The organism is Pandoraea oxalativorans (assembly GCF_000972785.3).
Classification (GTDB): Bacteria; Pseudomonadota; Gammaproteobacteria; order Burkholderiales; family Burkholderiaceae; genus Pandoraea; species Pandoraea oxalativorans.
In genome coordinates this window covers 2,538,264-2,559,668 of sequence record NZ_CP011253.3, presented here as the reverse complement: position 1 = coordinate 2,559,668, position 21,405 = coordinate 2,538,264, and the positions used below count along the sequence as shown (strand labels likewise).

Annotated in this window: 14 protein-coding genes; 5 read left to right on the top strand and 9 right to left on the bottom strand. The window is 64.6% G+C overall.

Features of this window, described 5'->3' with window-relative positions:
• Positions 1 to 67 precede the first annotated feature (67 nt).
• Both MB84_RS11490 and MB84_RS11485 read right to left on the bottom strand, forming a co-directional pair.
• On the bottom strand, positions 68 to 1,612 hold the full coding sequence (locus tag MB84_RS11490; RefSeq protein ID WP_046293683.1) for a DHA2 family efflux MFS transporter permease subunit: 1,545 nt from the start codon (positions 1,610 to 1,612) through the stop codon (positions 68 to 70).
• 140 nt (positions 1,613 to 1,752) lie between these two features.
• Entirely contained in the window at positions 1,753 to 2,910 is a 1,158-nt protein-coding gene (locus MB84_RS11485; protein ID WP_084010034.1) for an HlyD family secretion protein, read from the bottom strand.
• 130 nt (positions 2,911 to 3,040) lie between these two features.
• Between MB84_RS11485 and MB84_RS11480 the strand changes: the two genes are divergently transcribed.
• Complete coding sequence (locus MB84_RS11480) at positions 3,041 to 4,582, top strand: efflux transporter outer membrane subunit (protein WP_046291876.1); 1,542 nt, start codon at positions 3,041 to 3,043, stop codon at positions 4,580 to 4,582.
• A gap of 26 nt (positions 4,583 to 4,608) precedes the next feature.
• Here MB84_RS11480 and MB84_RS11475 read toward each other — a convergent pair whose 3' ends face one another.
• Positions 4,609 to 5,655: a DNA-binding protein gene (locus MB84_RS11475; protein ID WP_052653202.1), complete on the bottom strand. Its 1,047-nt coding sequence runs from the start codon at positions 5,653 to 5,655 to the stop codon at positions 4,609 to 4,611.
• Positions 5,656 to 5,804: 149 nt separating this feature from the next.
• On the opposite strand from MB84_RS11475, the gene MB84_RS11470 reads away from it, so the two are divergent.
• From MB84_RS11470 to acuI, 4 genes are all read left to right on the top strand, one after another.
• Positions 5,805 to 6,917: a site-specific integrase gene (locus MB84_RS11470; protein ID WP_046291875.1), complete on the top strand. Its 1,113-nt coding sequence runs from the start codon at positions 5,805 to 5,807 to the stop codon at positions 6,915 to 6,917.
• Positions 6,918 to 7,115: 198 nt separating this feature from the next.
• Positions 7,116 to 8,249 (top strand): NAD(P)H-dependent flavin oxidoreductase, encoded by a 1,134-nt coding sequence (locus MB84_RS11465; RefSeq protein WP_046293680.1) that lies wholly within the window; start codon positions 7,116 to 7,118, stop codon positions 8,247 to 8,249.
• Between the two features lie 15 nt (positions 8,250 to 8,264).
• Positions 8,265 to 9,377: an NAD(P)H-dependent flavin oxidoreductase gene (locus tag MB84_RS11460; protein ID WP_046291874.1), complete on the top strand. Its 1,113-nt coding sequence runs from the start codon at positions 8,265 to 8,267 to the stop codon at positions 9,375 to 9,377.
• Between the two features lie 98 nt (positions 9,378 to 9,475).
• Positions 9,476 to 10,462 carry an acrylyl-CoA reductase (NADPH) gene (gene acuI, locus MB84_RS11455; RefSeq protein WP_046291873.1) on the top strand — a complete coding sequence of 329 codons (987 nt, stop codon included), beginning with the start codon at positions 9,476 to 9,478 and terminating at the stop codon, positions 10,460 to 10,462.
• Between the two features lie 90 nt (positions 10,463 to 10,552).
• Here the strand turns inward: acuI and MB84_RS11450 are convergent, their stop codons facing one another.
• The 6 genes from MB84_RS11450 to MB84_RS11425 form a co-directional block, all read right to left on the bottom strand.
• A complete protein-coding gene (locus MB84_RS11450; protein ID WP_046291872.1) occupies positions 10,553 to 11,275 on the bottom strand; it encodes an ABC transporter ATP-binding protein in 723 nt (240 codons plus the stop codon).
• A gap of 28 nt (positions 11,276 to 11,303) precedes the next feature.
• Positions 11,304 to 13,244: a branched-chain amino acid ABC transporter ATP-binding protein/permease gene (locus tag MB84_RS11445; protein ID WP_046293679.1), complete on the bottom strand. Its 1,941-nt coding sequence runs from the start codon at positions 13,242 to 13,244 to the stop codon at positions 11,304 to 11,306.
• Between the two features lie 50 nt (positions 13,245 to 13,294).
• Entirely contained in the window at positions 13,295 to 14,173 is an 879-nt protein-coding gene (locus tag MB84_RS11440) for a branched-chain amino acid ABC transporter permease (RefSeq protein ID WP_046291871.1), read from the bottom strand.
• Positions 14,174 to 14,412: 239 nt separating this feature from the next.
• A complete protein-coding gene (locus MB84_RS11435) occupies positions 14,413 to 15,639 on the bottom strand; it encodes an ABC transporter substrate-binding protein (RefSeq protein ID WP_046291870.1) in 1,227 nt (408 codons plus the stop codon).
• 449 nt (positions 15,640 to 16,088) lie between these two features.
• Positions 16,089 to 19,868, bottom strand: a complete 3,780-nt coding sequence (locus MB84_RS28925) for an FtsK/SpoIIIE family DNA translocase (RefSeq protein WP_245725534.1) — start codon at positions 19,866 to 19,868, stop codon at positions 16,089 to 16,091.
• A 255-nt stretch (positions 19,869 to 20,123) separates the two neighbouring features.
• The gene (locus MB84_RS11425; RefSeq protein ID WP_052653200.1) at positions 20,124 to 21,146 is read right to left on the bottom strand and encodes a hypothetical protein; all 1,023 of its coding nucleotides are present in this window, start codon (positions 21,144 to 21,146) and stop codon (positions 20,124 to 20,126) included.
• Positions 21,147 to 21,405 lie beyond the last annotated feature (259 nt).

Here is a 21,405-nt window from a genome sequence, read left to right as displayed (position 1 = left end):
AAAAATCAACTATTTACAGACGGTTTGGGACGTAAATAATCTAAAGTGAATTCTCCGACCGATGTCCTCAGTGCGCATCTGCGCTCGGCGCTTTGGGCGGTGCAACCCGACGCATGAGCGGCACCATCAGCGTCACCCCCAGAAAAATCAGCCCCAGCCCGCCAAAGATATCGCCGAACGTAATCGTCTGGGCTTCGCGCAGCGTCAGCAGCCAAAGTTGTCGAAGCGCAGCCGTCTGCGCATCGACCAGGTCCAGTCCTGTCGCACCCAACCGAGCGCCCACGCTCGCCAACCACTGGCCGACCGCCGGATTGCCCTCACCCATGCGCTCGGCGAGCCGGAAGAAGTGCAGATTTGTCCGGTCGTTAAGGACCGTCGTACAGACTGCGATGCCAATGGCACCGCCGAGGTTGCGCATCAGATTGAAAAGCCCCGACGCCAGACGCAATCGCGCAGGCGCAAGGCTGCCCAGCGTCAGCGTGACAATCGGCGCCACCGCGAACTGTTGCGACGCACCGCGCAGCGCCTGCGGCAGCATCAGTTGCAGCGAACCCCAATCGTGCGTGATGGGCGCGAACTGCCACATCGACGAGGCAAACCCACCGATCCCGAGCATCATCAGGATGCGTAAATCGATCCGGTTGGCCAGCATTGCGTAGATAGGAATCGACAACAACTGGAAGACCCCGGTCGAGAACACCGCCATGCCGATCTCGAACGCCGAAAATCCACGCACGCGTCCAAGGAACAGCGGCGTGAGGTAAATCGTCGCGAAAATGCCGATGCCCGTTGCAAACGAGAAGAAGCACCCGAGCGCGAAGTTCCGCTGCTTGAGCGCCCGCAAATCCACGATCGGCTGCGAATACACCAGACTGCGCCAGATGAACGCCACGCCACACAGCCCGGCCAGCCACGCCGTCGCACGGATGGTGTCGTCACCGAACCAGTCCCAGCGCGGCCCCTCTTCCAGCGTGTATTCGAGACACCCGAGGCTCACCGCCATCAGGACCATCCCCAGATAATCCGCACCACGCAGCAGCGAGAAGTCGGGACGGTCGATGCGCACCAGCAACGGCACCGTCACCGTCACGAAGATGCCCGGGACGATGTTGATGAAAAACAGCCAGTGCCACGAGTAGTTGTCCGTGATCCACCCGCCGATGGTCGGCCCGAGTGTCGGCGCCAATGACGAAAGACCGCCGATCACAGCCGCCGCCACCACGCGCTGCGGCCCACTGAAGAAGGCAAACGCCGTGGTGAAGACCAGTGGAATCATCGAACCGCCGAGAAACCCTTGCAGCGCACGGAACGCGATCATGCTCTGGATGTTCCACGCCGCGCCGCACAGCAGGCTCGCCACGGTAAAGCCCGCCGCCGAGGCAGCGAAGATCCAGCGCGTCGACATCACGCGAGACAGCCAGCCCGAGAGCGGAATCACGATGATCTCGGCGATCAGGTAACTGGTCTGCACCCAGGCCGTTTCGTCCGCGCCCGCCGAAAGGCCGCCGCCGATATCGCGCAACGAGGCCGACACGATCTGAATGTCGAGCAGCGCGATAAACATGCCGACGACCATCGTGGCGAAGGCGATGATCTTGGCGGGCGTCGACATGGCGTCAACCGAGAAGCCGCCACCCGCCGGTGCCGGGGCCGCCGCCAGTCGCGGTCGCTCGTCATTCGCAGAGTGCGCCGGCGATCTACCGGCGTCACCACTGGAAGGCAGCGGTTGCGCGCCCCCCGGGTTCGTGGCGCTCATCGCGCGGCTACCTTGGCGGGTGCCGGGGCCGACGACTTGTCGCCCCTGCCATCACCGCTACCTTCGCCGCGCGCATCCACCTCGGCCGTCACCGACAGACCGGGGCGCAACGTCCCCAGACGCGCATCCGCATCGTCAAGCTGCACTCGCACCGGCACGCGCTGCACGATCTTCGTGAAGTTGCCCGTCGCGTTTTCCGGCGGCAACACGCTGAATTGCGCGCCCGTCGCAGGGGCAAGACTCGCCACTCGGCCGTGGAAGACGCGACCGGGCAACACGTCTGCCTCGATCTTCACGGGCATGCCGGGACGCAGATGCGCCACCTGCCCCTCCTTGAAGTTCGCATCGACCCAAAGTCCGTGCGCCGGTACGACGGCCAGCAGTTGCGTGCCCGCTTGCGCGTACGCGCCCGGACGCGCCCGACGGTTCCCGATGGTGCCGTCGACCGGCGCACGCAGGACCGTGTATTCGACGTTGAGTTTGGCGATGTCGCGCTCGGCGATGGCCTGTGCCAGTGCCGCCTGCGCCTGCTGCTTCTGTGTGGCAATCACGTCCAGTTGACGCTCGGCCGCCACGGCCCCTGCCTCCGCCCGATCGCGATTCGCGACGATCTGCTTGTAGTCGGCGTCCGCCTTCTGCGCGCTCTGCACCGACACCGCCGCCTTGGCGACGAGATCCTGATAACGCACCTGGTCGTCATGCGCACGTCGTGCGTCGGCAGTCACCGCCACCACGCTGGCGCGCGCCTGCGCAATGACCGCCGCCTGCAGCTTCGCCGTTGCATCGAGATTCGCAATCAGCGCCTGCTGCGCGGCAACAGCGCCTTCGGCCTTCGCCAATGCAGCGCGGTAGTCGCGGTCGTCCAGCCGCACCAGCACGTCACCCGCATGCACGGTCTGGTTATCCGTCACCAACACTTGCGCGATGTACCCCGGCACCTTGGGGCCGAGCACGGTGACGTCGCCACCGACATAGGCATCGTCCGTCGATTCCAGATAGCGCGCCGTCGTCCACCAGTAAGTCCCGTAACCCAGCACCGCGATCGCCGCGGCGACAACCGCGCCGCGCATGGCGAGGCTGCGCAGGAACTTGCGCTTCTCAGAGGGACCGCCCGGTTGGCTGGCGTGTTGGGCGGGAGTGCTCGGGGATGTCATGGGTCGATCCTTCTTCGCGCTTAAGGCGGTCATGAGACAGAGAACGGGAAATCGCAACCAGGGGTTGCTTTCATAATGGAAGTGAGTATAGAGTTGTGACTATCATCTTGCAAGTAACTTGGTAAATTCCATGAATGCAACCCTGCTCACGGTGCCCGGCGCTACCCCGTCGATTCTGCGCAATGCCTTACTGGCGCTGTCTGTCAGCGCAATGGCCGGATGCGCGGTCGGCCCCGATTACGTCGCGCCGAAGGCCGATTTGCCGACGCATTTCCAGGGCGGCGCAGCGCTCGCGCAACGCGATGCGAGCCATGGACTGACGGACTCGCCGCCAGAAAACGGCGTGGCATTGGAGACCTGGTGGACGCGCTTTCATGACCCGGTGCTAACAGGGATCGTCGAGCAGGCGCTCGCGCAGAACCTCGACTTGCAGGCTGCCGTGGCACGCGTCGAACAAGCCCGGGCACAGGCGCGTGCGGCTGGCGCGCAACGACTGCCCTCGCTCACCCTGGACGGCAGCGTCACGCGCGAGCATCAGTCGCTGGAAAGCCCGCTTGGCGTGGTGGCGCGCAACCTCCCCGGCTATAACCGCAACATGACGATTTACGACATCGGCGCGGGCGCAAGCTGGGAGCTGGATCTGTTTGGCGGACTGCAACGCTCGGCACAAGCCGCAGGTGCGTTGGCGCAAGCGGCGCAGGCACAGCGTGACGGCGTGCGTGTGAGCATCGTGGCCGAGGCCGCCGATGCCTATTTCCGCGTCAGGGCCGCCCAGCGACGATTGGCGATTGCACAGGACCAGATCGACACCGACGCGCGGTTGATGGACATCGTCCGATTGCGGCTGAAGGATGGCTTGGCGACGGCGCGCGAACTCGCGCAATCGGAAGCGTTGCTGGCACAGGCGCGTACAACGCTGCCACCGCTACGCATTGAGCGTGAGACGCAACTCAATCGACTCGATGTGTTGATGGGCGCAGCACCTGGCACCTATGCGCGACGCATGAGCGTGGTCACGCAGGATGACGATCTGAAGGCGCGTCCGCTGACGATTCCGGCCATCGGTGACGCCAGCGCCCCCACCGATTTGCTGCGCCGCCGACCGGACGTCATCGCCGCAGAACGCAAACTGGCAGCGTCCAATGAACGGATTGGCGCATCGCTCGCGGAGTACTACCCCAAGCTATCGCTCTCCGGTGTGCTGGGATTCGACACGCTCGCTGGCGCACGTGTGCCGAGCGCCGCGACGTTCCAGCCGCTTGCCGCGCTGGGCCTGCGCTGGCGTCTGTTCGATTTCGGACGCATCGACGCCGAAGTCGCTCAGGCGCGCGGCGCAAACGCACAAGCCTTGGCGGAGTACCGGCTGTCGATGCTGCACGCCACGGAAGACGTCGAAAACGCCATCGTCACACTGGTGGAACTCGAACAGCAACGCAAGGATCTGGCGAGCGCCGTCGACGCGCAGACACGCGCGCGCGACAGCGCGCAGGAGGCATACACGGGCGGGACCGTGAGTCTTTACGAAGTGCTGGACGCCGACCGCCAGTTATTGACGGTGCGCGACGCCGATGCCCGCGCACAGGCAGACAACGCTCGGGCGGCCGTTGCGACGTTCCGCGCGCTGGGAGGTGGATGGGAGGCCAGCACACCGACGCTCGCGCAGGCGAAGTGAAGGTCCAGGTAGCCCATCGCCGAATGTCACGGACGCCGCGCCCGACGTAACACTGAAGCCGTCGGCGCGACGGCGCTGCTAAGACGCCGCTTGACGCCCAATGTCGCGCTCGACGCCACGCCGCGTCCGGCCACCGATGCAGGCGGCGCCGCCAACATCGACTGATAGGTCGAGACCAGTGCTTCCTGCGTGCCGACCTGTTCGCGAAGGCGCGCGATCACGACGTCCTGCAACGCTTTGGCCGAACGCATCTCGTGCTGCGCTTCGGTCATCGCCGCGAGACTGGCCTCGGCGTCCTGCAACTGACGTTGTGCCTGCTTGCGCTCCTGCTGCAACGACTTGATGGATTCGCGCGCCGTATCCAGCTCCAGCATCAAGCGACGTTCGTTGGCGTCGGCACGTTCCACCAGCTTCGCGCGCTCGGCATCCCAGTCTGCTCGATGCGAGGCATGCGCGTCCTGCATCGCCTGCGCCGCGTCGCGCGCCGAGGCAAGCGACTGACGCGAGGCCACGGCATCCGCCTGCGCATCGATGAGCAACGCCTCGGCGCGACGTGCCTGTGCCTGCGCCTCATCGCGCGCCTGACGGGCATCCGCCGCAGCCGTCTCCGCCGAAGCAATCCGCTCGTGCAGCACAGCGCGGGCTTGCTCCAGCGCTTCGCGATCCGCCGCCAATTCGGCTTCCCGCGCATCGAGCGCCGCGCGCTGCGCGGCAGCCTCCTCGGCCAGCGCCGTACGGGCTTCGTGTATCGCCAACGCCCACCAATCCAATGCGGCCCGGGCCACTGGCTCCGGCATGGGCACTCCGTCCGGCAAACCCATCACGCCGCCACCGGCACCGTCCGCACCTTTCAGACGCGCCCCCAATCCCGCAAACCACGCATCCAGATAAGGACTCACGGTGTTCGGCGATCCGCGCCCCAGTTGCTGGCGAATCCGCTCAATCGTCGGACGCTGCCCCGACATCAATAACGTATCGGCGGCCGTCCATACGTCATGCTCGGAAATACCGCGACCGCCCTGTCGAGGCGACGGCGCGAGCGTGGCGGATTTCGGGGTGTGGGACGCAGTCATCGTGAATACTCCTTGAATTCGACGGCATTGCCAAATAGGTCACGATAATGGAAGATTATCGATACTTATTTCTCGCATACGTTATATTTACTACATATCACATAAAAATTCATATGTTCTGTAGAAAAATTACGTTTCAAGGCGGTTCAATGCGCAAAAGCAACGCTGGCGATCTCGTGAAAATCGTGGATGCAACCCACCTCCCTACGCCGCTGGATCCGGCCACGCTGAATGCCGACGCTCGGGAAGCCGCGCAGGCGCTCGTTCGTGAAGGCGACTCGGCAAATACACGCCAGAGTTACCAGTCGGCCATGCGTTACTGGATGGGTTGGTATCGGTTGCGCTACGGTGCGCCGCTGATCCCCCCGCTAACGCCCGCAGTGATCGTGCAATTCGTTGTCGATCACGCACAGCGTCAGGGCAAGCATGGGCTGACGACGGAGATGCCAGAGGCCCTCGATGCGGCGCTGGTCGCACAAGGGCTCAAAGCGCGCACCGGTCCGCCCGCGCTCGCGACACTGCGCCACCGGATCAGCGTCATCGCCAAGCTGCACACCTCGCGCGATCTGCCCAATCCCTGCGCCGAACCGGCAGTTCGGGAGTTGCTCGCCAGAACGCGGCGTGCCTATGCGAAACGTGGCGTGAAGACCGCCAAGAAAGATGCGCTCACCCGCGAACCGTTGCGCGCGCTGCTGGCCACCTGCGACGACTCGCTGCGCGGCAAGCGCGACCGGGCATTGCTGCTCTTTGCATGGGCGAGCGGCGGACGCCGACGCTCCGAAGTCGTTCGCGCAACGTGTGAGAACGTGCGACGAAGTGGACCGGAACATTACGTCTACACGCTGGGCTGGTCGAAGACGAACCAGCAGGGGACCGACCGCCCGGAGAATGAAAAGCCGGTGACGGGTGCTGCCGCCGCCGCGCTCACGGACTGGCTGGCAGCGTCGGGCATCGATGGCGGTCCGATCTTTCGGCGGGTGCGGCGCGGGGGCCATATCGGAGAAGCGCTTTCGGAGGCCGCAGTGCGCGATATCGTGCGTGAGCGCTGCGCACTGGCGGGCCTCGAGGGCGATTTCTCGGCACACTCGTTGCGCGCAGGCTTCGTGACGGAAGCGGCACTTCGGCAAGTGCCACTGGCCGAGACGATGTCGATGACCGGACATACCAGCGTGGCCACCGTCGTCGGATACTTCCGTCGGGCAGACATGCAACGCTCGCGTGCCTCCGATTTGATGGGCGCCGACGACGGCGCGCACGAATAAGCATTACGTGAGCGAAGCTCAGCTATTGCCCGGCGAGCGCATGCCACGGCGAGATGCCCCGACAGCGTCAAGGGTGGTTGGCATAAAGATGTATTTAAGTGGTATCTTTTGTGGCGTTGGGCGTATGCCATAGTGAACATACCGCCTGCTGTGACTGCTGCTGTTCCCCCCATTGAACACTCTTAGGTGCAGATCGTCATGCCTAGCTCCCTTGCTTCCCAATCCCGTAATCGCGCGCTCATCGAGCGACTCGGCCTGCTCACTCCCATCATTCAGGCGCCGATGGCGGGCACGTCCACACCGGCGCTTGCTGCTGCCGTCTCAAACGCAGGCGGGCTCGGCTCCATCGGCGTGGCGGCGGGGAATGCGCAAACGGCTCGCAAAGCCATTCACGAAACGCGTGCCCTTACGCGCAAGCCGTTCAACGTCAACGTGTTCTGCCACGCGCCGGCCAAACTCGACGCCTCGCGCGATGCCGCCTGGCTCGCCTATCTGGCCCCGGAATTCGCGCGCTTCGACGCCACGCCGCCCGCCGCGCTCAGCGAGATCTATACGAGCTTCGTCGCCGACGACGCGATGTACGCCATGCTGCTCGAAGAGCGCCCGGCCGTCGTCAGCTTTCACTTCGGTTTGCCCTCGCAAGAGAAGATCGACGCGCTGCACGCCGCTGGCATCATGCTGTTCGCCACGGCGACGAATCTCGCCGAGGCCCGCGCCATTGAAGCGGCAGGGGTGGACGCCATCGTCGCGCAGGGATACGAGGCCGGTGGCCATCGCGGACGCTTCGAAGATCTCGGCGACCGCGTGCCGACCGACGACGAGCAGCTCGGCACCCTGGCGCTGGTGCGGTTGATCGTGACGCACACGTCCGTTCCCGTGATCGCCGCTGGCGGCATCATGGACGGGGCAGGGATCGCCGCCGTGCTCGCGCTCGGCGCGCAAGCCGCACAACTCGGCACGGCCTTCGTCGCCTGCCCGGAATCGTCGGCCGACGCGGCTTACCGGGCGCGACTCACCGGACCGAATCCGCCGCGCACCGCCCTCATTCGCGCCATCTCCGGACGCCCCGCTCGCGGCTTCGTCAATCGGCTCTTTGCGCTTGAACAAACCGCCGAGCGTCCCGACTTGCCCGCCTATCCTGTGACGTACGACGCAGGCAAGGCCATCAACGCCGCCGCCAAGGCCAAGGGGAACAGCGACTACGCCGCGCAGTGGGCCGGTCAGGCTGCGCCGCTTGTGCGCGCGATGCCAGCCGCTGAACTCGTGGGCGTGCTGCGTGCGGAAGTGCACGAAACGTTCGACGCGCTGCGCGATCTGGCCGCCAGTTTCTGAGACGAGGCCCAGACCATGACTACCACAGTGTCTCCGTCGGCCCGCATCACGCAACGTCTCGGCATGTCGACGCCGATCATTCAGGCGCCGATGGCTGTCGCGTCGACGCCCGCGCTCGTCGCCGCCGTCTCGAACGCGGGAGGCCTCGGTTCGCTCGCCGTCGGCAATATGGATGCCAACGCCGCGCGCGACGTGATCCGCCAAACCCGCGCGCTGACCTCCCGCGCGTTCAACGTCAATGTGTTCACGCACACGCCCGCGCAGGCCGACGCCGTGCGCGAAGCCGCATGGCTCGCCTACCTCGCACCGGAATTTGCGCGCTACGACGCAAAGCCGCCGGAAGCCCTGCGCGAGATCTATCTGAGCTTTGTCGAAGACGTCGCGATGTATGAGATGTTCCTTGAGGAACGACCGGCCGTCGTGAGCTTTCATTTCGGCCTTCCGTCGCAGGACTGGATCGACGCATTGAAAGCCGCAGGCATCGTGCTGTTCGCTTCGGCCACGAATGAAGCGGAGGCCGACGCCATCGAAGCCGCAGGCATCGACGCCATCGTGGCGCAGGGCTGGGAAGCCGGTGGACATCGCGGACGCTTCAACGACGAAGGCGACCGCCAGCCAAGCGAAGACGAGCAACTCGGCACCTTCGCGCTGGTGCGGCGGCTGGTGGCACGCACGTCGCTGCCCGTCATTGCAGCGGGCGGCATCATGGATGGTGCGGGCATTGCGGCCGTCCTGGCCCTCGGTGCACAAGCGGCCCAAATGGGAACGGCCTTCGTCACCTGTGCGGAATCCGGTGCCGACATGGCCTATCGCGATGCGCTGCTCGGCGGGCAACCGCCGCGCACCGCGCTCATCCGTGCCATCTCGGGACGTCCGGCGCGCGGTCTCGCCAATCGCTTCTGGGCATTGGAGCAAGTCGCCGACCGGCCCGCAATCCCGGACTATCCGATCACCTACGACGCGGGCAAAACGCTCAACGCAGCCGCAAAGGCGCACAAGGAAAGTGGCTATGCGGCACAATGGGCCGGTCAGGCGGCACCGCTTGCGCGTGCACTTCCCGCAGCGGAACTCATCGACGTTCTCGCGCGGGAAACACGCGACGCTATTGCGGCGGCCATCTCCGGCTAAAGCCACTTCCTGGCGACGGTTGTCTCGCCCCCGCGAAGAGCGTCGCTGCCGCCTGTGCTCGTAGCCTCACGGCCCACCCGCTTCGGAGACTTCAAGGCATGTTCAATGCAATCCTGTTGACGCAGTCGGACGGTGTCACCCACGCCCAGGTGACCGAACTGCAAGACGATGCACTGCCCGCCGACGGCGATGTCCTCGTCGCCATCGATTACTCGACCATCAATTACAAGGATGGCCTCGCCATCACCGGCAAAGCGCCCGTCGTACGCGCGTGGCCGATGGTCGCTGGCATCGATGGGGCAGGCACCGTACTCGAATCGTCGCACCCCTCGTGGCGAAAGGGCGATCGCGTGGTGCTCAACGGCTACGGTGTGGGGGAAACCCACTGGGGATGCCTCGCACAAAAGGCCCGGCTGCGCGGCGACTGGCTCGTGCGCCTGCCCGAACGCTTCACGCCGCGCGACGCCATGATCATCGGCACGGCGGGCTACACGGCCATGCTCTCGGTCATGGCACTGGAGCGCAGCGGTGTGCTGCCGCATCACGGCGATGTGCTCGTGACGGGCGCTTCGGGCGGTGTGGGATCGGTCGCCATCGCGCTCCTCAGTTCGCTCGGCTATCGCGTCGTGGCGTCCACCGGCAAGTTGCATGAGATGGAGTATTTGCAGGCGCTCGGTGCGTCGGAGGTCATCGACCGTCGTCTGATGTCGGATCCGGGCAAGCCGATGCAGAAGGAGCGTTGGGCGGCGGTGGTCGATTCCGTCGGCTCGCACACGCTGGCCAACGCCATCGCGCAATTGCATTACGGCGGCGTCGCAACGGCATGCGGTCTCGCGCAAGGCATGGACTTTCCGGCCAATATGGCACCGTTCATTTTGCGCGGCGTGACGTTGCACGGCATCGACAGCGTGATGGCGCCGCGTGAAATACGTGAAGAAGCGTGGCAACGGCTGGCGCGCGATCTCGAACCGCAAAAGCTCGGCGGCATTTCCCATGACGTCGGCCTTGCAGACGCCATCGGCATCGGTCAACGCATCGTCAATGGCGAGATCCACGGCCGCGTGGTCGTGAATGTGAATCGCTGATATTTCCGCATCCGCAGCAACATCCGCAGCAAAGACAAAGGGCAGCCAACTGGCTGCCCTCCGAACTGACGACGACGTGCAACGCTCGCGTCAGTGACTTCCCCCCAGATAGGCCGCGCGTACCTTGTCGTCGTTACGCAGGCTTTCCGCCGGGCCGTGCACGGAAATGTTGCCGTTCTCCAGCACGTAGCCATAGTCGGCCACGGCCAGTGCGGCGGCGGCGAACTGCTCCACGAGCAGCATCGTCACGCCTTCCGCTTTCAGGTTGCTGATGATGCGGAATACCTCGTCGACCAGAATCGGCGCAAGACCCATCGACGGCTCGTCGAGCAGCACGATGTCCGGACGCAGCATGACCGCGCGCGCCATCGCCAGCATTTGCTGCTCGCCGCCGGAAAGCGTGCCCGCCAATTGATTTCGACGCTCCTTCAGGCGCGGGAACAAGTCCATTGCGCGCTCCAGATCCGCCGCGACGTCGCCGCGCGGGCGGCTGCCGGTCAGACGCGGAAATGCGCCGAGGCGCAGATTGTCCGTCACCGACATCGTGGCGAACACACGACGCCCCTCCGGCGAATGCGCCAGACCGAGCTTCGCAATGCGGTGAGAGTCCAGTCCGTCGATACGCTTCTCGCCGAGCGTGATTTCGCCCGACGAGGGCTTGATCATGCCGGACACCGCACGCATGGTGGTTGTTTTGCCCGCGCCGTTCGAGCCGATGAGCGTGACGACCTGACCGCCCGGCACATCGATGTCGATGCCGTGCAGCACCTGCACCTTGCCGTATCCCGCTTGCAGATTACGAATGGAAAGCATAGTGGTTCCGTTTGTCCGTCTATCCCGGTCAGTGCGCGGTCGATGCGCCGCCCAGATACGCCTCGATCACCTTCTCGTCGGCCTGAATCTGCGCGGGCAGCCCTTCGGCAATCTTCTGCCCGAAGTCCAGCACCGACACCGTCTGGCAGGTGCTCATCACCACGTCCATGTGGTGCTCGATCAGAATCACCGTGATGCCGTGATCGCGAATCTTGCGGATGATGGCAAGCAACTCGCGAATGTCGGGTGCCGTCAGCCCGGCTGCCGGTTCGTCGAGCAACAGCAGACGCGGATCGAGTGCGAGCGCACGTGCGATTTCGAGCAGGCGCTGTTTGCCGTACGGCAGGTTGCGCGCCTCCTCGTCGGCCAGCGACGCCAGCCCCACGAACTCCAGCAAACGCATGGCACGCGCACGCGCACCGTCTTCTTCGCGCTTGTAGCGCGGCAGACGCAGCGAAACATCGACCAGCGTCGAATGGAACGTGTGGTGCAGACCGACCAGCACGTTTTCGAGCGCCGTCATTTCACCGAAGAGCTGCACGTTCTGGAACGTACGCGCGACACCCGAGAGGGCAATGTCGGCGGACGTGCGTCCGGCCAGCGACTCACCGGCGAACTCGATGCTCCCGGCCGTGGGCACGTAGATGCCCGTCAGCACGTTCATCATCGTGCTCTTGCCCGAGCCGTTCGGGCCGATCAGCCCGTGAATCGTGCCGCGCTTGACCGTCAGGTCCACCTGATTGAGCGCCTTCAGGCCGTCGAACTGCATGAGCAACTGACGCACCTTCAGCAACTCGTCCGGGCCGCTGGCCGCCGCCATGAGCACCAGGTCGCTGCTGCTGGCGGCCGTTTCGTCCACCTGCGTGGCCGACACCGTGAGCGTGCGGCGACGATGGAGAATGCGCGAGCGCAGGAAACCGATGATGCCGTCCGGCAGGTAGTACACGACGAACAGAATCATCAGACCGAAGATCGTCAGACGCCAGTCGGTAATGCTGTCGCGCCACCACGTCACACCGGCCAGTGCGATGGTGCCGATGACCGGCACGGCGGCCTTGGCGAGCGTGGTCCGCCCACGTGCGACTGCGGCTACCGCTGCAACCGTCGTGACGGCAGCGATGGCCGACGCCACAATGCGGAAGATGTTGATGTCGTCGAGCAACTGCGGCAGCAACACGATGATCGCCGCGCCCAGCAGCGAACCGCTGCGCGTCTTGCGTCCGCCCATGATGACGGCCAGCAGGAACAGAATCGTCAGCTCGAAGTTGTACGTGTTCGGCGAGATGTACTGCTCGGAGTAGGCATAAAGGCTACCGGCCAGACCGGCAAACCCGGCGCTGATCACGAACGCATACACCTTGTAGCGATACACCGACACGCCCATACAATCGGACGCCACCGGCGAATCGCGCAACGCTTCGAACGCGCGACCGAGGTGCGACTTCAGGATGCGGTGGGCCACGAGCATGCTCAACAGCAGCAGCACGGCAACGATCCAGTAGTACTCGACCTCGTCGATCGGATGACCGCCGATGACCGGCTTCGTGAGCTTGATGCCCATCGGACCGGACGTCAGGAAATCCATCTCGTTGATCAGAATCTGGATGATCGTGCCGAAAGCCAGCGTCACCATCGCGAGATACGGCCCGATCACGCGCAAGGCAGGTAATGCGAGGACTGCACCGAAGGCCGCAGTGACGAGAATCGCGGCAGGCAGCGCGAGCCAGAGCGAGAGGCCCAGCTTGGCGAAGAACACACCCGCGACGTAGGCGCCGATGCCGAATAGCCCGGCGTGGCCCAGCGACACCTGTCCCGTGTAACCCACGACGATGTCCAGCCCGAAGAGCAGGATCGCGTAGATCATGATCGTCTCGATCATGTGGATGTAATACGGGTTGCCGATGGCCAGAGGAAAGCCGAACAGCGCGACGATGCCGAGTACGGCAGCGATCTTGGTCAACGTACGCATGCCGCCGAGATCGCCGGCCCCGCGTGCAGTGGAGGTCTGTGCGGTCATGGTTACACCTTCTTGATGGCGGTCTTGCCGAACAGACCTGCAGGCTTCACAGCCAGCACGAGCAGCAGCAGTACGAGACCCGGCACGTCTTTGTAGCCGGTGGAAATGTAGAACGCCGTCGTGGTTTCGGCCACGCCGAGAATCACGCCACCGACGAGCACCCCCATGCCGCTCGACAGCCCGCCGATAATCGCCACGGCAAATGCCTTGAGGCCGAGCACGGCACCCATCGTGGCGCCGGTCAGCGTGAGCGGTGCGACCAGCACACCGGCAAACGCCGCAGCCATCGACGACAGCGCGTACGAGAACGTAATCACCAGACTGGTGTTGATGCCCATGAGCCCGGCGGCGTCGCGATCGTTCGCGGTGGCCACCACGGCCTTGCCGTAGATAGAGCGACGGTTGAAGAACTCGACGGCGGCCATCATGAGCAGCGCGCCCACGACCACCAGCAGTTCCATCGGCAGCACGTTCGCGCCGAGCAGATTGATCGGGGCTTCGGGCAGCGGCGACGGGAACTTGAGGTCGTCACGACCCCAGAGGTTTTCCGCGACGTTCTTGAAGATGATGCCCAGCGCAATGGTGGACATGATCCAGCCGAATTCCGACTTGATCCGCAAAGCGGGTTTCACGCCGATGCGTTCGACGAACGCGCCTTGCACGAGACCAAACAGACAGACGATGGGAATCATCAGCCAGTAGTTCAGCCCGAGGGTGTCGACGAGCGTCAGGCCGACCAGTGCGCCGAGCATCAGCGCTTCGCCCTGGCCGAAGTTCAGCGTGCCGGATGTCGCAAACGTCAGTTGGTAACCGAAGGCGATCACGGCGTAAATCATCCCCAGCGCGATACCGCTGTAGACGAGTTGAATCAGGATGGTCATGCGGTCCTCTCTCGCGAGTGCGAGCCTACGAGCGATGCTCGGGAGGCATTCGGTACTTGTGCCGCACACCGGTCCCGAGTGCCGGCGGCAGGCGACAGTTGCGTGAAGACGGCACGCCCGCCTCGCCCGACTGCCCCGAAGCCGATGGCTCGGGGCGCGGGCGTAAGAGGCGGAAGAGACGGTGCGCGCCGTCGTTCACCCGTCATGGCTGCAACGGCAGCCTTGGGAGGAGGTGCGGCTTACTTGGAGGCCGTCGCGCCCGCCTTCTCGCGAACCTTGCTACCCGCCTTCAGGTCGCTGTCGTAGGCATACACGACACGGCCGCCCTTCACTTCGCCGAACACCGGAATGTTGGCCGTGATGGCGTCGTGATCGTCATGCGTGAACGGACGATCGTACGTCGTGACCACGCCTTCGACCGGCGTCTTCAGGTCTTCCAGTGCTGCGCGCACCTTCGGGCCGTCCGTGCTGCCGGCTTGCTTGATGGCAGCGGCCAGCAGGTAGATCGAGTCATAGCCTTGCGCAGCCGACACCGCCGAGTCGATACGGTTATTCTTCGGCTTGAACATGGCCACGTAGGCGTCGATGAAGGCCTTGCGCTTGGGCGTGTTCGGCTCCTGAATGAACGTCTGCGGCATACGCGCGCCTTCGCCGTTCGCACCCGAGTTGTCGATGTAGTTCGCCATCGCGAGCGTCCAGCTGCCCACGATCGGCAGCTTCCAGCCGAGCTTGCCCATGCCGTTGGCGATCTGCGCCAGTTCCGGGCCGATACCGTACGTGAGGATCACGTCGGCGCCGGCTTGCTTGGCCTTGAGCAACTGGGCCGTCATGTCGACGTCCTTGATGTTGAATTTCTCGACGGCGACCGGCGTGATGCCCTTGGCCTTGAGCGCTTTTTCAAGGTCCTCACGACCGAGCTGACCGTAGTTGGTCGAGTCCGCGAGAATGGCCGGCTTCTTGAAGCCACGGCGCGTAATCGCTTCTTCCACGATCATCGGTGCCTGAATGCTGTCCTTGGCGGCGTTGCGGAAGACGTAGTTGTCCGGATATTGAGGCGGCTTGAACTGGTCGGTAATGACCGTGCCCGTGGCCACGTTGTTGAACACCGGAATTTTGGCGTCCTGATAGAAACGCTGCGACGCGAGCGCCACGCCGGTGTTGATGTAACCGACGGTGGCTACCACCTTTTCCTTGTTGATCAGTTCCTGCGCGACTTGCACGCCGCGCTCGTTCTTGGCTTCTTCGTCGCGCTCGACGAGCTGGATCTGACGGCCAAGTACACCGCCCGACTTGTTGATCTCCGCAGCGGCGAGACGCACGCCGTCGCGCATGGAAACGCCCATCGACGACGAGCCGCCGGTGAACGGGCCGGACACGCCGATCTTGATCGGATCGGCCGCGATGGCCATCGAGGCGGACAGGGCGAACGCGACGGCGCCAGCCATGAGCTTGAATCGGAATTGCATAAGGGTCTCCTTCGGTGCGATGCGTTTCGATATGACGCTTTTTTGCTGCGATTTCCTTGGTGTCGCAGGCCCTGCCGTGGATGCGCGAATCCCGGGATGTCTCCCCCCCGTCGCACCGCCCCGGTCCTTGTATTTCGTGTCAGGGCGATACCGTCAAGCACGCGTCGAACGACCAACCTAGCGCGCCGATTATGTGATCGCTGAGTTTCGCCCGCAAAGGCGGGAATACCCCTACGGGGGCGTGGGTTTGCGCCCCGTTATCGCCATTTGGCGCGGGTTTCCAAGGGGTTTTGTGCCGCGCGGCCATGTACGGCGCGTGTCAGGAGAACGGCACGGAGTGCCAAAGAGTTCGACTCGTATGACGGGTCGTAAGCGAGTTGTAAGCGAAGGCGATTAATCAGTGCCGGGGCGACGCATGATCGCCGCCCGGACGACGCATGCCCGATGCACTATTCGCCCGGCGCGACCACTTCGCGGGTGCCGTTGCGGCCCATCGGCGTAACGAGCCCGGCCGCTTCCATCTGCTCGATCAGCCGCGCCGCCCGGTTGTACCCGATGCGCAATTGCCGCTGCACGGCGGAAATCGACGCGCGCCGCGAGTTCAGCACGAAAGCCGCGGCTTCGTCGTAGAGCGGATCGGCTTCGGCGTCGCCCGCCGTGTCGCCGAACAGATCGGCGGACGCTGCGTCGGCCGGATCGCCTGCGAGGATGGCCTCGTCGTAGTCCGGCTCGCCGTACTGCTGCCAATGCTGCACCACGCGGTGCACCTCGTCATCGGCGACGAACGCGCCGTGCACGCGTTGCGGATACCCCGTGCCCGGTGGCAGAAACAGCATGTCGCCCTGCCCCAGCAACGACTCTGCCCCCATTTGATCGAGGATCGTGCGGGAGTCGATTTTCGACGATACCTGGAAGGCGACCCGCGTCGGAATATTCGCCTTGATCAGACCGGTGATGACGTCGACCGACGGGCGCTGCGTCGCCAGAATCAGGTGGATACCGGCGGCACGCGCCTTTTGGGCCAGACGCGCGATCAGTTCCTCGATCTTCTTGCCCGCCACCATCATGAGATCGGCCAGTTCGTCGATGACCACGACGATGAACGGCAAACGGTCCAGCGGTTCGGGCGCGTCCGGCGTCAGCGAGAACGGGTTGCCGACCTTCTCGCCAGCGGCGCGCGCTGCATCGATCTTGTCGTTGTAGCCCGCCAGATTACGCACGCCCAGCGCCGACATCAGCCGGTAGCGTTTCTCCATTTCGCCGACGCACCAGTTCAGCGCATGCGCAGCTTGCTTCATGTCGGTGACGACCGGTGCAAGCAGATGCGGAATACCGCCGTAGACGGACAGCTCCAGCATCTTCGGGTCAATCATGATGAGACGAACGTCGTCCGGCGTCGCCTTGTAGAGCAGCGACAGGATCATGGCATTGACCGCCACCGATTTGCCCGAGCCCGTCGTACCGGCCACGAGCAAGTGCGGCGCACGTGCCAGATCGGCCACGATCGGCTCGCCCGTGATGTCCTTGCCCATCGCCAGCGCGAGACGCGAGCGATGCGCATCGAAGACCGGCGCAGTCAGAATTTCCGAAAGGCGGATCATCTGACGCTGTGCATTCGGCAACTCAAGCCCCATGCACGTCTTGCCGGGAATCGTCTCGACCACGCGGATGGACGTAACGCCCAGCGCACGCGCCAGATCCTTCATGAGACCCACGACCTGCGCGCCGCGCACACCGACCGCCGGCTCCACTTCGAAGCGCGTAATGACCGGTCCGGCGGATGCGCCGACGACCGTCACCGGCACCTTGAATTCGGCGAGGCGTTGCTCGATCAGTTGACTCACTGCAGCGAGCGCTTCGTCCGAAACAACGTTGGCATGGTCGCTGGCCGTTGCCGGTGCCAGGAGGTCCAGCGCAGGCAGGTCGTAATCGATGGCGACACGCGGCGGCGGTAGCTCGTAAGGCGTGGCTGCGGTGAAGTTTGCCGCTGGCGTCGCAGTGGAAGGCGCGACACCGAAGGGGGCCGACGGTGCTACGGATGCGGCACCGAACGACGGGATCGCAGGGATCACCGGCGTAGCAGGCGACAGGTGTTCAGGTGTGGGCTGTGCGAGCGGCGTCGTATCGTCCGACGTCAGCGGCAACCCATCCGCCCTCGCCCACGTGCCATCGGCGCGCAGAACGTAATGCGGCTTCACGGAGGGCTCAAGGGCTTCGTCGATGTCCGGTGGAATGACACGCGCAGAGGTGTCTAAGGCCTCCGCCCCATCGGGCAATCTCGACGCAGCCTCATGGACAGACGGCACGAATGCAGGCGCAACAGGACTTACCTGCCCCGCAACGTCAGCAACGTCCGCAACATCGATCACATCGGTAGCGCCGGAAACGTCGAAAGGAGGAAGTTCATCGTCTCCACCCGATGCTTCGGCTGCAATCCCCGCCGACACGGCAGCGGTTTGTGCGGCGACGGTCTGAGTTGCAGGTGCCGTGACGGTAGCGTCGTACGCTTCGACGCTCGCCAGCACGTCCGCAAAGACGAACGGACGCGGTGGCGCAGCGCAGGGCATCGCTGTGCCGGATACGGGAACGACCGGCTGCCGCAGTTGCATCATCGGCGGCAAATTGAGGACTTCCGCAGGCGTGAGCGGCTCAGCCACAACGACCTCGGGCGCCCCCGCCGGTGCAGGAATGTCAGGTACCGCGATGTCGACATCGCTATCGCGCGACGTCGGCGCGGCGTCGTGCGTATCTACGTCGACAGCGTCAGACGGTTCCGCCAAAACCGGTGCACCGCGTGCGTCCGACGACACAGGCGACGCCCAGTCTCGTAAGTCGCGCAGCAATGCCTCCGCCTCCTGACGCAGCGCAATCATCGCGTCGATCCTGGCCTGCTCGGCTGCGCGCGCGGCTTCCTGTTCGGCCAGCATCGCCAGGCTCGGGCCTTCGGGCATCGGCTGGGCGGTCGGTTCCACGACGTCGTTGACCGACCAGTCGATGGGAGAAAACGCTGCCACGTCGGACGCCAGCGGGACAGCAGCGTCTGCCGCCGACCATGAGGCTGCACCACGCATGACCGCCGTCGCTGGCGTTGCGGGTGTTGCGGGAGCAAAGGGGATCGACTCGGCGGCATTCGATGCACTCTGCGTCGACACCGCGTCGCCCGCAGGAGACGACATTTGCGACATCGGCGCTTGCGAACGCGGCGGGGCACCTCGCGGCGGAACATCTTCGAGACCCAACTGCGGCTTGCGGAACGGACTGTGCACGACCGTGCCACGCAAGTGCGCCGGAGCCATGCCGACAGGACGCCGATAGCCGGTCGCGCCAGGCATCGATGCGGAATTCAGCGGCCCGGTCTGCGAAGCGGAATTCGGTACGGAGGTTGAGTTCGTCGATGGCGGGGCGTGCCGCTGCACGACAGATGACGACGGCGACGCGGCCGGTCGCGGCTCGCGAGGCGTTATGCCCGGTTCGGCGCGCACGAATTCCGTCGTCCGCAGCGCTTCGCCACGGCTCAGTTTCGCGGCATACGCACCACGCGGGATGACGGTGCGCGTCACTCCGGTAGTTGCAGCAGCGCTACCCGATGACGCGACCGCACCGGCACCCACTGCCGCGGCAACGACTGGCGTTGTACGTCCGACCGAAGTCCCCTTCCCTGCCGGACGCGTCGCCGCATTGGCGCCAAACGTCGGCTCGGCACGCGGCGCACCGCGTGTGGTCAGCGGCGGAGGTTGCATGGCATCCAGACGCGCGCGCTCTTCGTCCGACAGCTTCCAGCGCGGTTGTGCCGCCAGGCCGCGACGACGCGGCACCGGTTCTTCGATCAGACTGCCGACGTTGTGGTGACCTTGTCCGAGCGTCGGCGTGTAGCTGCCGCGCTCGCCACGCTCTCCCGTGTCAAACGATACCTGTGACAGACCCCGGACCGGCTCACGCGTGCCCGTGTCTAAACGAGAATCGCGCGGCTCGAACGCAGGCGCTTCGTCCTCGTCGTCGGCCGATGGGCGACGCGAGAACATGCCCCACCAGGTGGTGCCGAAGACAAGCGGGAGAGAAAAGAGGAGGACGAAGCCGGAGAGGCCCATGGCCAGCGTGCCGCCGAGCGCGACGCTCAAACCATGGGAGAGCGACTGGCCGATGCTGCCACCGGCAGCATGGCTGTCGCCGCCCGTGAGCGCAGCCAGCGTGGCGCTGGACACCATCGCCAGCGGAACGCCAAGCAGCATACGGAGTGTGCCGGGGCCGAAGATTCGTATCTCACCGCCAAGCAGACCCCGTACGCCAGGCCAGCACAGTGCCAGCAACCAAAACGTCGACAGTCCGAACCAGCCAAACCCCATAATCGCTCATTGCTTCAGGAAAACCCGGAGAGCGATTGTAGCAGGTAGGCCACCGCGCGGCGGCCCTACGCACGGACTTTTGCGCATCATGCGTGCCGGGGCGCGTGCCGCATCGCGCGCATGATGTGTGGCCGACGGACGTCAGGCGTGGCCGTGCGTTCCCGTTGGCCGCAGCGACGGCGCGCCATCGGCCGCCACCATGTCGAGCGGTGCGACCGGCAACGCCTCGTCGGGCATGACCAGGCTCAGATTCCGGCGACGCAGCGAACGCCAGTCGACCTTCGCGAAAATGTCTTCGCCCAGTGCGCTCGTACGCGAGAGGTTCTCGACGCGCACGCCACGCGCGCGCAATACGTTGGCGGCCAGCCGGAACGATGGCTCGATCAACGTCGAGAATTCGGCGTCCAGACGCGTCTGCGCACGCGTCTGCATGGTTTCGTAAAAGCGCGGGGTCGCTGCGGCGTCGCGCAGATCCAGCCCGTGCATGTACATCTCGCTGAAACCCAGCCAGGTCGCAACTTGCAGTGCAAAGTACGCGACCGTGCCGCCGTGGAAAAAGCCGTTGTCGATATCGAAGCTGAACCCCAGTCGACTCTCGTCCCCGAAGAACGCCGCACTGGCCGAGACCTGCACGTCTGCGCGCAGCGTCTGCGTCGTGCGGGCCGCTTCAAGCCCGCGCTTGAAAATGTCGTCGACAAGATAGAAGCGGCAGCCGAAGGCGGACATCGGGAACATGTCCAGCAAGCGGGCCAGCACGACCGGCGTGACGAACAGCACCAGATCGCACGCCACGATACGGCGCGCCAGGTCGGGACGCTGGCGCACGAAGCCCGCATCAAGAATGCAGTAGTAGTTGAATTTGACCGGCGCGCGCTCGGTCAGCGCGATGGCCCCGTTCACGCCCATCACGTGATGCATCGGCAGCGCGTCGTAGTCGATGTCGGCGACGGAAGGACCGCTGGCGATGATGTGGCAAGGCAATCGACGCAGGCGTTGCAGCTCGGCACGACGCGCGAGCGGCACATTGCATCCGCGCCAGGTGAATCGTTCGATCGCCCCCATCGCATCGCGCGCAATCTGCGCGTGCGGCCACAGGCGTTCGTTGTGCCGCCACTTCTCCGAATGGCTGAAGCGGTAGGCGAGTTTGAGGAATGTCGAAAGCATTGTCGTTGTTCTGGTTAGGTGTTCTGGTTGCGCCGCGCTCACCTCGCAGTGATACGGTCCTAACCCCGTTCGTAGCGCGTGTCGGTCGATTGCCGAGCACCTGTGAGCCGACTTCCCCCGCGACTCCCCTTGTCTCGCGGTATAACTCACGATGGCATGGAGACCTGGCTCCATCACGTCGATGCGCAAATTCTGCCATTCCAGCTCAACGCCGGACAAGATTTATTCCAGTTGGAAATCTTACGTCGGGTTACCTTTG